Source organism: Bacillus sp. CFBP9009, assembly GCF_036541465.1.
Classification (GTDB): domain Bacteria; phylum Bacillota; class Bacilli; order Bacillales; family DSM-1321; genus Peribacillus.
The window spans coordinates 402,080-416,299 of sequence record NZ_JAZHFU010000003.1; the positions used below are offsets into that span (position 1 = coordinate 402,080).

General features: G+C 39.9%; 10 protein-coding genes. 8 read left to right on the forward strand and 2 right to left on the reverse strand.

Going from position 1 to position 14,220, the window contains the following annotated elements; genetic code table 11:
• Positions 1 to 460: 460 nt before the first annotated feature.
• A complete protein-coding gene (locus tag V3595_RS11300; RefSeq protein ID WP_485907275.1) occupies positions 461 to 2,035 on the forward strand; it encodes a peptide chain release factor 3 in 1,575 nt (524 codons plus the stop codon).
• A 587-nt stretch (positions 2,036 to 2,622) separates the two neighbouring features.
• Positions 2,623 to 4,002 carry a Na+/H+ antiporter NhaC gene (gene nhaC / locus V3595_RS11305; protein ID WP_485907277.1) on the forward strand — a complete coding sequence of 460 codons (1,380 nt, stop codon included), beginning with the start codon at positions 2,623 to 2,625 and terminating at the stop codon, positions 4,000 to 4,002.
• A gap of 111 nt (positions 4,003 to 4,113) precedes the next feature.
• Here nhaC and V3595_RS11310 read toward each other — a convergent pair whose 3' ends face one another.
• Entirely contained in the window at positions 4,114 to 5,307 is a 1,194-nt protein-coding gene (locus V3595_RS11310; protein ID WP_485907279.1) for an FtsW/RodA/SpoVE family cell cycle protein, read from the reverse strand.
• 627 nt (positions 5,308 to 5,934) lie between these two features.
• Here V3595_RS11310 and V3595_RS11315 point away from each other — a divergent pair.
• The 4 genes from V3595_RS11315 (at position 5,935) to V3595_RS11330 (ending at position 10,858) form a co-directional block, all read left to right on the forward strand.
• Positions 5,935 to 7,494, forward strand: coding sequence for an aldehyde dehydrogenase family protein (locus tag V3595_RS11315; protein WP_485907281.1), 1,560 nt, complete (start codon positions 5,935 to 5,937; stop codon positions 7,492 to 7,494).
• A 259-nt stretch (positions 7,495 to 7,753) separates the two neighbouring features.
• Positions 7,754 to 8,536: a TerC family protein gene (locus V3595_RS11320; RefSeq protein WP_485907283.1), complete on the forward strand. Its 783-nt coding sequence runs from the start codon at positions 7,754 to 7,756 to the stop codon at positions 8,534 to 8,536.
• A 355-nt stretch (positions 8,537 to 8,891) separates the two neighbouring features.
• A complete protein-coding gene (sigI, locus tag V3595_RS11325) occupies positions 8,892 to 9,635 on the forward strand; it encodes an RNA polymerase sigma factor SigI (protein ID WP_485907284.1) in 744 nt (247 codons plus the stop codon).
• A complete protein-coding gene (locus tag V3595_RS11330) occupies positions 9,632 to 10,858 on the forward strand; it encodes an anti-sigma factor domain-containing protein (protein WP_485907286.1) in 1,227 nt (408 codons plus the stop codon). The genes sigI and V3595_RS11330 overlap by 4 nt, the downstream gene beginning before the upstream one ends.
• A gap of 56 nt (positions 10,859 to 10,914) precedes the next feature.
• Here the strand turns inward: V3595_RS11330 and V3595_RS11335 are convergent, their stop codons facing one another.
• Positions 10,915 to 11,106, reverse strand: coding sequence for an alpha/beta-type small acid-soluble spore protein (locus tag V3595_RS11335; RefSeq protein ID WP_034314196.1), 192 nt, complete (start codon positions 11,104 to 11,106; stop codon positions 10,915 to 10,917).
• A 234-nt stretch (positions 11,107 to 11,340) separates the two neighbouring features.
• Here V3595_RS11335 and V3595_RS11340 point away from each other — a divergent pair, with 234 nt between their 5' ends.
• Both V3595_RS11340 and V3595_RS11345 read left to right on the forward strand, forming a co-directional pair.
• Positions 11,341 to 12,693 carry a TrkH family potassium uptake protein gene (locus V3595_RS11340; protein WP_485907288.1) on the forward strand — a complete coding sequence of 451 codons (1,353 nt, stop codon included), beginning with the start codon at positions 11,341 to 11,343 and terminating at the stop codon, positions 12,691 to 12,693.
• A 197-nt stretch (positions 12,694 to 12,890) separates the two neighbouring features.
• Complete coding sequence (locus V3595_RS11345) at positions 12,891 to 14,213, forward strand: ATP-binding protein (protein ID WP_485907290.1); 1,323 nt, start codon at positions 12,891 to 12,893, stop codon at positions 14,211 to 14,213.
• The last annotated feature ends 7 nt before the right edge of the window (positions 14,214 to 14,220 follow it).

A 14,220-nucleotide genomic window follows, 5' to 3' on the forward strand; every position in this document is an offset into this window, starting at 1 on the left:
GACTGATGAAAAATGAAGAAATTATTAAAAAGGGCCCTCATTTTTGCTGCTCCAATCATATTCAAGGAAGTAAAAAAACGCTGGAAGAACAAACGGAATCAAAAAGCGATTAAACCTGCTAGGTAAATAAGTTAAACCATGAATAAATGAACGGTAACCATATGGATTAAGATAAGAGGCGCTGATTAAGCGTCTTTTGTTTTGCCATCTGAACAAAACCCCTTATGGTGATTCATTCACCTCTACATCTTTCCTTCATATCGTGTTAAAATAGAAAGGTTGATTGAAATGAATGCAGAGTAGCAAAGGTTTAAGCCTTATGATATATTTCTTCTTACATATATTGTGTATGATCAGGATTTTCGCATACAAAGAAAGGTTGCCATTCCAATGTAAAAAATTCAAATGAACCCCCTATAAATTTTTTTATTGATGACTCCACTAATGAAAGGAACATTTTATGACTACTTTAAAAGAAGAGGTTCAATCCCGACGGACCTTCGCAATCATCTCTCACCCGGATGCCGGGAAAACGACTTTGACAGAAAAATTATTGCTGTTTGGCGGCGCGATCCGTGATGCCGGAACAGTTAAAGCTAGAAAAACAGGGAAGTATGCAACAAGTGACTGGATGGAGATTGAAAAGCAACGGGGAATTTCCGTTACCTCTTCAGTCATGCAATTCGATTATGATGATTTCCGTGTCAATATTCTCGATACACCAGGCCACCAAGATTTCAGTGAAGACACATATCGTACACTGATGGCTGTTGATAGCGCCGTGATGATCATCGACTCGGCAAAAGGTATCGAGGATCAAACGGTTAAATTATTCAAAGTATGCCGGATGAGGGGTATCCCGATTTTCACTTTTATCAATAAAATGGACCGACAAGGTAAAACGCCGCTAGAATTGCTTGCCGAACTCGAAGAGGTATTAGGTATAGAAACATATCCAATGAATTGGCCGATTGGGATGGGAAAAGACTTCGTGGGCATTTACGACAGGTTCAATAATCGGATTGAACAGTTCAAAACGGAAGGGGAAGAGCGTTTCCTTCCGTTGAATGAAGATGGTGAACTCGAAGTGGATCATAAACTTAAGGATTCCCAGTTATATGAGCAAACTTTGGAAGAAATCATGCTGTTGACGGAAGCAGGTAACCAATTCTCTGAAGAAAACATTGCGAATGGAAAACTTAGTCCCGTATTTTTCGGGAGTGCTTTAACGACGTTCGGTGTTCAGACGTTTTTGGATGCTTATCTGAAATTTGCACCAGCTCCACAAGCGCGGATGACAACGTCAGGTGAAATGGACCCTGTCAGTAATGATTTTTCTGGTTTCATTTTCAAGATCCAGGCGAATATGAACCCAAAACACCGTGACCGGATCGCTTTCCTTCGCATTTGCTCCGGTAAATTCGAACGTGGGATGAGCGTCAACCTGAGCAGGACAGGAAAACCAATCAACCTTTCTTCTTCTACTCAATTCATGGCTGATGATCGGAACACCGTAAATGAAGCGGTAAGCGGAGATATCATCGGTTTATATGATACCGGTAACTACCAAATTGGCGATACGATTACAACAAGCAAAGACATGTTTCAGTTTGAAAGGCTGCCTCAGTTTACACCGGAACTATTCATGAGGGTAACAGCAAAAAACGTCATGAAACAGAAACATTTCCATAAAGGAATTAACCAGCTTGTACAAGAAGGGGCAATTCAGCTCTTCAAAACGGTTCGGATGGAAGAATATCTGCTTGGTGCGGTTGGGCAACTTCAATTCGAAGTATTCGAGCATCGAATGAGGAACGAGTACAATGTTGAAGTCGTGATGGAGCGCATGGGCAGCAAGATTACACGCTGGGCTGAAGATGAAAAGCTTGATGAAAATCTTCATAGCTCAAGAAGCATCCTTGTTAAAGACCGGTTTGATAAATATGCATTCTTATTTGAAAATGAGTTTGCTCTTCGTTGGTTCCAAGATAAAAATCCTGATGTGGAATTATATAATCCAATGGATTTGAAATAATGAAGAAGCCCGTGTATATAACACGGGCTTTTTTCTTTATCTGGAGATTTTTTAACCATGATTTAATGTTACTATAACTATCGCTTACATTACGGGTGACCTTATATACAGGGAATGAATAGTGCCGTGAGCCTCATAATGGCCTCAGCAGACTTTTCTCATGGGAATGTGGGGTAATTTATTCAATCAAAGAAGAAGCTCTGCCCTTTTTCAGGAAAACAGGCTACATAGTCCTGATCGATCATTATGAGAAAAAACTGTTTCATTATTTAGTAAAGATCAATGAGACAACCAAGGCATTGCAATTAGCCCAAATAATTATCGAATCACATAAAAGTCATTATGATGGAATGAATTGAACATATATCTATCGGAAGGAGCTTGGTAATGGTTTGCGTTGTATCAGTGAAGAGAAGCATCACTGATAAAATCGAATTATACTAAAATATTCCTTTGACAATCTTCTGAAACTCCTATATATTTAGCTAGTACTTTAGTGCTTAAAAGCGTTTCAGTAATTGTGAGGAGTGGAAAGGTCCTAGCCTTACACCAGAGAATATACAACATTGAAAGCGGGGAAATACATCATGCGTCTTGAAGATGCAAAGCTAAAACTCTCCTTACTTGAAGCAATTGGGGTTTTGGCCATTCTATTCTTAATCATTGCAACTGGAATCATACATTATGGACTTGCCCCCCATATTCCAATAATAGCGGCAATCCTTTTCTTATTTGTTTATGGGAAGATCAAGAAGCTGCCATTTTCAATTATGGAGGCGGCTATAGTCAAAGGTGCAGGTACTGGTATGGGAGCCATTTATATATTCTTTTTCATTGGAATGCTGATTTCCATCTGGATGGCAAGCGGGACGATCCCTACCATCATGTACTATGGGTTTGACTGGATTTCTGGTGAATATTTCTATGCGATTACATTTCTGGTGTGTTCGCTAATTGGGCTCTGTATCGGGAGTTCACTTACAACATCAGCCACAATCGGCGTTGCTTTAATAGGTATGGCGACGGCGATGGATTTATCGTTGGCGATTACAGCCGGTGCAATCATTTCCGGTGCATTTCTTGGGGATAAAATGTCTCCATTATCCGACTCTACCAACCTTGCATCGGGTACGGTTGGAGCACCATTATTTGAACATATTAATAATATGCTTTGGACTACCATTCCAGGTTTTTTAATATCGCTTATCATCTTTTACTTCCTTTCACCGAATGTCAAAGTTGCTCGTGTTGAGGAAATCGAAGCCATGACCAAAGCCCTGGAAATGGAAACGAATATAAGCATATGGAGTTTGATTCCGTTTGTCATCGTTCTAATCATGGCTTTGAAAAAGGTGTCAGCCATTCCGACATTGTCGGCAGGAATCATTTCGGCAGCCATCATCGCTTTCATTCAAACGCCTAATTTGACGGTTGCAAAACTAGCAGATATTTTATACGGCGGATTTGTACTCAAGAGTGGAATGGATCAACTTGACTCAATCTTATCGCGGGGCGGCATTGAAAGTATGATGTTCTCCGTTTCGATGGTGTTGTTGGCATTGGCCATGGGCGGACTATTGTTCGAATTGGGAGTCATCCCTTCTATTTTAAAAGCGATCCAGGATTCATTGACGAGTGTAGCGAAAGTGATTTCCGCTACTGTATTTGCAGGAATCAGTGTGAATTTCCTGGTGGGTGAACAGTATTTGTCAGTTATACTGCCTGGGAAAGCCTTTCAGCAGAAATATGAAGATTTAGGCTTGCAGCCCAAAACGCTTGCGAGGGTACTTGAAGATGCGGGAACAGTTGTGAATCCTCTGGTTCCTTGGGGTGTCTGCGGTGTATTCCTGACACAGGTATTGGGTGTTTCAACCCTTGAATATGCCCCATTTGCATTCTTCTGCCTGCTTTGTCCTTTGCTCAGTCTGATTTCTGGCTTTACGAAAATCGGTATCCATTATAAATGAAAAAAACAGGCGGTCGGTTTTGACTGCCTGTTTTTTTATGGGAACTTTCATAACCTTACAGAGAAGGGAACCCCCTGACATGAACAGAAATGTCAGGGGGTAATTGATCGATTATTTTGAAGACGCAATCTCATCTTTTGGGATGGACACGACCTTTTCTTTCTGTTCAAGCAAGTTCATTCGCATAACGACATTTTGGAATATGCCCATTGAAAGCATGAGCAGCAGTAAGGAAGATCCTCCATAACTGATGAATGGAAGGGTGATCCCTGTAATAGGGATAAGTCCAGTCACTCCGCCAACATTGATGCCGACTTGAATGCCGATCATGGATGAGATGCCGATCAATAAAAGGCTTCCAAAAGGATCCTTGCATTTTGCTGAAAGTACAAATCCCCTTAAAACGATAAAACCTAGTGTTAATAGAACGAACCCCACTCCGAATATCCCGAGCTCTTCTGCAATGACAGACATGATGAAATCAGTATGTGATTCAGGCAGGTACCCGTATTTTTGTACACTGTCACCAAGTCCCACTCCAGTAAGGCCGCCGGATCCTATTGCGAATAAGGAATTCACGAGTTGATACCCGCTTTCTCCTGCCTTTCCGAAAGGGTCTGCAAACCCCGTAAAACGAGACATCTTATTTTCAGAAAGAACGGCTGAGAAATTTCCTGTCACGAGTACCCCTAATGCAAAAATGGCAACGAATATCGCAGTAATCAAAGAGAGTTTGAATATACTCTTAAAGGACATCCCGGATGAAATGATCATGGTACTTGAAATCAGGAAAATGACCGCTGCCGTTCCATAGTCAGGTTGTATTCCGATTAAAAAGCAGATGAATACCAGAAAGAAAATCGGCGGGATGACGGCTTTATCAATACTATTGATTCGATCCTGCCTTTTTCCGTAAATGGCTGCCAGATAAATGATTATGGCTAACTTGGAAAATTCAGCGGGTTGGATCGATTTTGTCCCTAATTTGAACCAGCTTGTGGCATTTCCTGCTGTATGGCCGAAGATAAAGAGCAGCAAAAGGATACCGGCCATTCCAAACATCATAGACATCAAGAACATTTTGTTTTTGTACATCTTATAAGGAAGAATCATCGTGACGATCATTGCCACGAATGAAATGAGAAAGGCCGTTTTTTGTTTCTCAAAGAAGAAATCCATGGGCATGCCGTATCGAGCAACAGCAGTAATCATGCTCGAACTGTAAATCATGACTAAACCAAACAAACAGAGTAATACGACAGCGATGAAAATAGGGAAGTCGTATGCTTTAATTATTCTTTTCACTTGTGCGCTCACCTCAAATATGTATGCGCGAAAAAATCGCCTTCTTATATAGTAACGGAAAATCGTTTATATAGATAATAATTTTTATTCGATAATATGAATTTATCCTCGATAAACCAATATTAAACACTAAAACCGAGAAACTTGTCTGCCGGATTTCCTTTTTGCTTATAGCCTAATTCGGATTCCTATTACCTTCGATAGCAAACGTGAATACTCCTTTTAATAACGGGAAAATTTTTACTATATATTCCATTTGGCGGTGCTGTTATGTCTGGAAGATTACTATTTAAGGTTATTTGTGGCAAAACTTGATGTGAGCAGTGGATACTGTAAACGAATTTGTTAGAGTAACTCATCTTAAGAGGTATACTTATTTTAGCACCGGTTATGTGGCACGGATCGGGCAGGGATTTAATGAAGAGAGGGAACCGGTTGTGAACTTGGTTCCAATCGATTATATTATACAGGCTGCTGCGTCTCTGGCATGATATAAAGAGGGTTGACGCGAAAAATCTCGTACGTTTAGTGAATTAGGGAAGGTGTGCATCCTTGGTCGATCTTAATTAAAAGCATAAAAATGATAGGAAGTACCAATAAAAATAAGGTAAAGCAAGGGGAGTAGTTATGGAAGAAATACATGACAAGCTGGAAGTGTTTTCTCCGGCAACAGGTGAGAAGATTGCGGAAATCATCCCAACGCCATTGAAGTCGATTCCTCATATATATAAGAAATCAAGACATGCGTTCCAAGCATGGTCGAATCTTCCCATCAAGGAACGGCTGCACTATTTAAAACGGCTTCGTTTATTGATGGTTGAAAAAATGGATGAAATAGCTGAAGTCATTTCAAAAGATACGGGAAAAGTGAAAATTGAAGCGCTGGTTGCTGATATCATGCCAACGATTGATGCAATCAAGCATATCGAGAAACATGCAGTGAAATCTCTGTCCGGACGGAAGGTCACCACTCCGCTCATGTTAATTGGAAAAAAATCTTATATCCATTATATGCCCCGTGGAACGATTCTCGTCATTTCACCATGGAATTATCCGCTGCAGCTTTCCATGGTACCCATTCTTAATGCTCTAGCAGCGGGAAATACAATCATCGCCAAGCCCTCAGAGGTAACTCCTTTAGTTGGGGTGTGCATCGAAAAGCTGTTTCTTGAAGCTGGTTTTCCGGACGGAACTATACAGTTTGCCCATGGAGGGAAAGAATTGGGTGCGGCATTAACTGAGCAAAAGCCAGATTATATATTTTTTACCGGATCTGTAAGGACTGGGAAAATGATTGGTGAGGTCGCAGCAAGACAACTGATCCCAACGACTCTGGAGCTTGGCGGGAAGGATCCGATGATCGTTCTGCGTGATGCTAACCTGGAACGGGCTGTGAACGGGGCTCTTTGGGGGGCTTTCACAAACAGCGGGCAGGTGTGCATGAGTGTTGAAAGGGTTTATGTGGAACGTCCTGTTTATAAGGAATTCCTCATGCTTCTTAAAGAAAAAACGAAGTCCATGAGGCAGGGGGTGCAATCGCAGGATGATATCGGTTCAATGACTTTCCCGGCACAAGTTGAAATTGTGGCTGGACAACTGGAGGATGCACTGAATAAGGGGGCCGTACTTGAAGCCGGAATACCTCCGAAAGAGTGGAAAACGGGAAAGACCCATTTCATTCCGCCGACGATTCTGTCCAATGTCGATCATTCCATGAAAATCATGAAAGAAGAAACGTTCGGACCAGTTTTGCCTGTTGTGCCTTTTGATACGGAGGAAGAAGTGATCGCCCTGGCAAATGAAAGTGAATATGGACTCAATTCCAGCGTTTGGACGCTGGATAGGGAAAAAGCAAGCAAAATTGCGTCTCGGTTAGTAACAGGAGCGGTGACGATCAATGATGTGCTGATAACGGTTGCTAATCATCATTTACCATTTGGCGGTGCCAAACAAAGCGGGGTTGGCCGCTATCATGGCGAGCATGGGTTAAAGATTTTCTGCCATGAAAAAGCGATCATGATCGAAAAAGGTAAAAACAATACAGAAATACAATGGTATCCATATGAAGGAAAATACACGAGTTTCTTATCGCTGTTTCAGAACTACTTTTCTGCCAAACCGAACTGGATTCGTTTCGGCAAAGAATATTTGCGATTGATTAAATTATCCAAAGGGAACAGAAAATGAGATCCATTTATAAAAAAGATTGTTATTTTCATAACGAGCGCGTATACTATTAATATACTTAATAACTGATTTTCCTTTTCAAAGGGGAGTAGCGTTAGGGTTCGCCCTAAAACAAAGTCGTCATTACGTGAATGTTAAACATTCATCGGCTTTGTTGACATGATTTCATGTTCAGCAAGACCTTTGCCTATATGGCAGAGGTCTTTTTATTTTGCCAATGCCAGTAGGAAGGGAATACTAACTATTGGAGGTTGAATGGATGGAAGCATCAATATTATTGGAATATGGCTGGGTCCTTCTTATCTTGGTTGGATTAGAAGGGATACTTGCTGCGGATAATGCAGTCGTCATGGCTGTCATGGTTAAGCATTTGCCAAAAGAACAACAGCGTAAAGCCTTGTTTTATGGTTTGATGGGAGCTTTTGTTTTCCGCTTTGCAAGTTTATTCCTTATTTCCTTTCTTGTCGAGGTGTGGCAAGTTCAAGCAATCGGTGCGATTTACTTACTTTTCATTGCTTTTCAGCACATTTACAAAAAATACGCTGGTAAAGGTGAGAAGGAAATCACGAAACCTAAAAAGCAATCCGGCTTTTGGATGACCGTGGTAAAGGTTGAAGCGGCTGATATAGCTTTCGCAATCGATTCGATGTTGGCTGCCGTCGCACTGGCTGTTACACTTCCTGCAACAGGCTGGATGAAAGTCGGCGGTATTGACGGAGGGCAATTCGCTGTCATGTTCCTCGGCGGCATGATTGGATTGATCATTATGCGATTTGCAGCAAATGCGTTCGTGAAGTTGCTTCATCAGCGTCCTTCCCTAGAAATGGCTGCATTTTTGATAGTCGGTTGGGTAGGAGTGAAGTTGGCGGTACACACACTCGCACACCCTTCACTGGCTGTCATCGATCATCATTTCCCTGAATCAACTCTTTGGAAATCGATTTTCTGGACCGTATTGATTGGAATTGCAGCAGGTGCATGGATCATTTCAAGCAAGAAAGAAAAAAAAGAAAAAGAAGAGAAAAAAATACAGGAAGCTTAAAAAAAACAGGCGTGCTGGTCACGCCTATTTTTTTTGTTTTTTCATGTATTTATGGAGATGACCCTCAAAAGCGCAGGGATGTTTACGAATGATATGTTAAAAGATGTGAATATTAAATTCCGGTTATAAAAATGACAATTGTCCCATAGTATTGGACAAAAATCAGGAAAAAGATAACTTACTGTAATTGCACTGTAATAAACGAGAAAAAACTAAGTATTTTATCATGTTGATATATTATGTGATTTCATTTTTAATGTAAAAATAGTTCTTTTGGTACTGTCTTTTAGACTCCCTCCGCTTAAGATAAGTATGTTGATGCGTATTTTATGTTCAACAGGAGCGAGGTGAGCAAATGCTTGGATTGTTGTTAACAGCATTCAAAAAAAAGCGTTCTTTAGAAGAAACCGTATTGAAAATTCAACAAGGCGATATTAGCCTTCGTAATGATACCATAGAGTCATTTAAACCTTTTATTGCGAAAACAGTGTCATCGGTTTGCAAACGTTACATATACGAATCAGATGATGAATTCAGTATTGGACTGATTGCTTTTAACGAGGCAATCGATAAATATTCCCCGGAAAAAGGCCGTTCTTTATTGGCATTTGCCGAAACCCTCGTTAAACGAAGGGTTATAGATTATATAAGAAGCCAGTCCAAACAAAAAGAAGTCCTATTGGATTTATCACTGAATGATGATAATGAACAAAACCATATATATTTCGATAATGAAAATTCCATCAATGAATACGAGAAGCAGAAGGAATCGGAAAGAAGAAAAGAAGAAATTCTGCTTTATATAAGCCATCTAGAGGATTTTGGTCTGTCATTTGAGGATTTAGTTGAAAACTCTCCCAAACATGCAGATGCCAGGAAGGGAGCTATTATGATCGCTAAATTGTTAATGGAAGATGACGAACTGAAAGAAATCCTGTTTGCAAAAAAGCGGCTGCCCGTAAAACAGCTTGAGGGAAAAGTGGAAGTAAGCAGAAAAACGATTGAACGGAACAGAAAGTACATCATTGCTGTGGCAATCATAATAAACGGAGATTTTTTGTATTTGAATGATTATATAAAAGGGGCTATCGATGGATGAAAAAAGGAGTTATTCTTTCAGTTAATAAGCGATTTGTAACCCTATTGACCCCCGAGGGTGAATTTCTGAAAACCAAAAGGCAGGAACGGGTATATGAAGTGGGTGAGGAAATCACTTTTTCACCTCCTAAACAAAAGTTCACTTTAGCCTTTTCCAATTTTCATTCATCTTTCAAAAAAACGGCCGTGCTAAGCATTGCCTCCACCTTCTTGATTCTGTTTTCGATTCTTCCTTCTTATTTCTCCGGTCCTGTGTCGGCTTATATGACGATAGATGTGAATCCAAGCATTGAATTGGAGCTTGACGATGATTTAGAAGTTCTCAAACTTACCGGTTTAAATGAAGACGGCAAGCTAGTGATTGGTCAGCTGAAGGACTGGAAAGGCAAGGATATAAAGACTGTTACAAACCGGATCGTTGAAACGACGAAGCAACTTGGTTATTTGAAAGGAAATAAACAAATTGTGGTTTCCACAACGTTATTGGAAAAAGATAAAGAACTGGATAAGAATTTAAAAGAAGAGATAAAAGAAATTTCTGAGCAGGATAATGTTTCTAACACAAAAATGAAAGTGATCCAGGCAACAAAAAGCGATCGGAAGCAAGCAAGGGAACAAGGCATATCCACTGGTAAGTATCTCGAAAAGAAGTTGAATGAAGATAAAGATAAGGTAAAAGTCAATAAGAGGGAGCCTGCTCCAGCACCAGATAAAAAAGTCGAGGAAAAGGTTGTTATTCCGATGAGTACGGAAAACAAATCGGATGGAGAAAAGAAAAAAGAGAATAATGAAATTGAAATAAAGCAAAAGCCGGCCAATGAAACCAAACCGACTGAACGGAAAAACGCGGGTATGGAAGTTACCAAAATTAAGGAACAAACTGAACGGGAAGATACAATTGGAAAACGGAATGCAATAAATGGATACAAGGAAAAAAGCAACGAGTCAAAAGGAAAATCCGATAGCGACAACAGCAACCAATCAAAGAACAAGCAGAAAAATGATAAAAAGTTTGATGTAAAAAAAGGTTCATCAGCCAAAGAAAATAATAATAATGATCATATAGAGCACGAAAATAAAAATAAACAAGCTAACCAAGTGAAGCAGGCTAAACGGGATAAGCAAGCAAAACAGGATAAGCAAAATAAACAAGATAAGCAAGATTGGGATAAGTCGAAAAGGGGTAAAGGCAATAATGGAAACGGAAATGGACATAATGATTAAAAAGAGTCCAGCATGCTGCTGGACTCTTAGCCATGGATATTTAATTGTGTTAGGAATTATTGACCTTTAAGTTGAGATTGTGCTTGTTGTACAAGACGTTTCGTGATTTCTCCGCCAACTGACCCATTGGCACGTGCTGAAGTATCGGAACCTAATTGTACACCGAATTCAGATGCAATTTCATATTTGATTTGTTCTAATGCTTGTTCGATTCCAGGAACAAGAAGATTGTTGCTGCTGTTTGCCATTTTTGAATCTCCCCTTTACTTTTTCAACGGCTTTTGCCGCTGTAATGATAGTATAAGTAGAATGTCGAGTTTTACTTATATGAGCAGCATCAAACTTATTGGTAAACCTGCCTTTTTGTTGTAAGTAAGTCAGTTTTAAAAGAGAATGGAAAAAAGAATGAAAAAAGGGTAAACTAGATTTTTAATGGTTATGTGATTCACATAACTATATAGGAGTAAGAAAGGAAACTCTTTATGTTTGCTATCAAAAAAATATTATCAAAGTTAACACCAGCTCAGCTTATTGTCGGTTATTATTTTTTGGCCGTAACTATCTCGACCGTACTGTTGAGTTTGCCGGTTGCTCTGAAGCCAGGCGTGGAATTTAAATTCATGGATGCTTTATTCACAGCCGTAAGTGCAGTTAGTGTGACAGGTCTGACAGTTGTTAGTTTGCCCGAAGTGTATAATGAGGTAGGCTATTTCATTCTAATGTTCGTTCTCCAATTTGGCGGTATTGGCATCATGACACTCGGAACTTTTTTCTGGCTTATAGTGGGCAAGAAAATCGGTTTGAAGGAAAGGCAATTGATCATGACTGATCAAAACCAATCGAACCTATCGGGCCTTGTTAAATTATTGATCCAAATCATTCAGATATTTGTCGTAATTGAAATGATTGGAGCTCTCGTTTTAGGCATTTACTTTCTGAATTATTTTCCAGACTGGAAAGAGGCCTTTTTAAATGGCTTATTTTTAGCCGTAAGTGCCACTACGAATGCTGGTTTTGATATTACCGGTATATCGATGATTCCATTTAAAGACGATTATTTTGTACAGTTCATAACGATTATCCTGCTTACCCTTGGCGCCATTGGGTTTCCTGTCTTGATTGAGCTGAAAGAGTTTTTGTCCAATAGGGCCCGTACTTATAAGTTTCATTTTTCTTTGTTCACGAAGCTGACCTCAGTAACTTTCTTTTCCCTTATCATTGGTGGAACGATCTTGATTTATCTTCTGGAAATAAATGGATTCTTTAAAAATAAGAGCTGGCATGAATCGTTCTTCTACTCTTTATTTATGTCCTCCAATACGCGAAGCGGCGGGTTAACAACCATGAATGTGAGTGACTTTTCGGAACCGACCCTTTTATTGATGAGCATTTTGATGTTCATTGGAGCATCCCCAAGTTCAGTCGGGGGAGGAATCCGGACAACTACACTGGCCATCATGATTTTATTTTTATGGAATTTCATGAGAGGAAGGCGTTCCATTAAAGTGTTCAAACGGGAGATTCATCCCGATGATATCCGAAAAGCGACAGCAGTTATGATCATGGGGTCCCTCCTTTGCATAATGGCGGTCTTCATTTTATCAATTACCGAAAATTTTACTTTGATGCAAATCATTTTTGAGGTATGTTCGGCTTTCGGTTCAGTCGGCCTTTCGATGGGAATCACGCCTGACCTCAGCAATACCGGTAAAATTGTCATTATGATCATTATGTTCATTGGCCGTGTCGGGATAACCTCCCTCCTGTATATCATAGGCCATAAAGAAGTTACGGAAAATTTCCATTATCCAAAAGAACGCGTCATCATTGGGTAAATGATTTAAGTTTAACAGTGACCTTTCCATCGGTGGAAAGGTTTTTTGTGTTGTTTGCAGGAATCTTAGATAAAATGTTGAAATTTACCTATAAGTGAGTTTTCCGCCATTTCTATTTAAAAGATATGCTGATTTGACCCCTTACTTGGAATTCGATCGGATGAAATATAAATCATTTTGGTAAGGAGGTGGAAGAAGTGAAGAAATATACAGGAAGAATCTTTGTCCCTGCCCTTTTCTTCATATTGATACTGCCCTATATAGGGTGGCTGGGTCATGAAGAACGCAGGTTTTCCGCCTTTGAAGGAATATATTTAATCGTAATTTTAACCATAGCCTGGTGTTTGGGTGCCATCTTTGATCATAAACGTAAAACGATTGCTTTATTGCAGGATAGCGAAGGGCGTTATCGCATTATCTCCAATTACTCCAAAGAACTGGTCAATAGCTTCAATGAGGTTATTTTCCAAACGGATGATAAAGGAAATTGGCTGTACTTAAACCCGGCATGGAAATCGATGAGTGGTGCAACCGTAAATGAATCCCTAGGGCTTCACTTTTCTAAACATATGGATAACAATTCTTATCAAGACGTATTAAAGGCCTTTGCGGACACCTTTCATCGAGGGAATAAATATTTTCGTGCGGACATCAAACTAAATGCGAAAAAGGGAACAAGTTGGGTTGAAGCATTCGTTAAACTAATTTATGATGACGCTGGGAAATTCATCGGGACGGCGGGCATATTATCGGAAATCAATGAACGTAAACATGCGGAGGAAAAGCTTGTGAGCCTAAACGAACATTTGGCAATCACATCAAGCAAATTATCAACGGCTGCCCAACTTGCCGCAGGGATTGCACATGAGGTCAGGAACCCGATGACAGCGATAATGGGATTCGTGAAGTTGATTAAAGATGGCGGTGCCGAAAAGCAGGAGTACTATGATATTATTTTTTCGGAAATAAATCGAATTGAGCAAGTGCTGAATGAACTCTTGCTGCTATCGAAACCTGCTGAGGCGGTTTTTCTTGAGAAGGATCTAAAGGAAAGCTGCAACCATGTCGTGACGCTATTGGAGACAAACGCCGTACTGAACAATATTCAAATTCATAAAAATTATGATTCGGAACCTATTTTTATGTACTTTGATGAAAACCAAATCAAGCAAGTACTAATAAACATGATAAAAAATTCCATAGAATCGATGCCGAATGGTGGAAATATTTTTGTGAGCATAAATGGGGAAAATGGGGAAGTTGTTTTGAGCATTTTGGACGAAGGGGAGGGTATTCCGGAAAACTCCCTGCAAAAAGTAGGAGAACCATTTTTTACTACAAAAACATCAGGAACGGGATTGGGTCTTTCCGTTTGTTTTAGAATCATCGAAAATCATGGCGGAAAAGTATACATCACAAGTGAACTAAAAAAAGGTACGAAAATCGTTTGTATATTTCCCACCGTCCAACAAAAGGAATATAGTGGGAACGAAAAGGTCCAGGTACAGGGCTTTGAATGATAAGAAA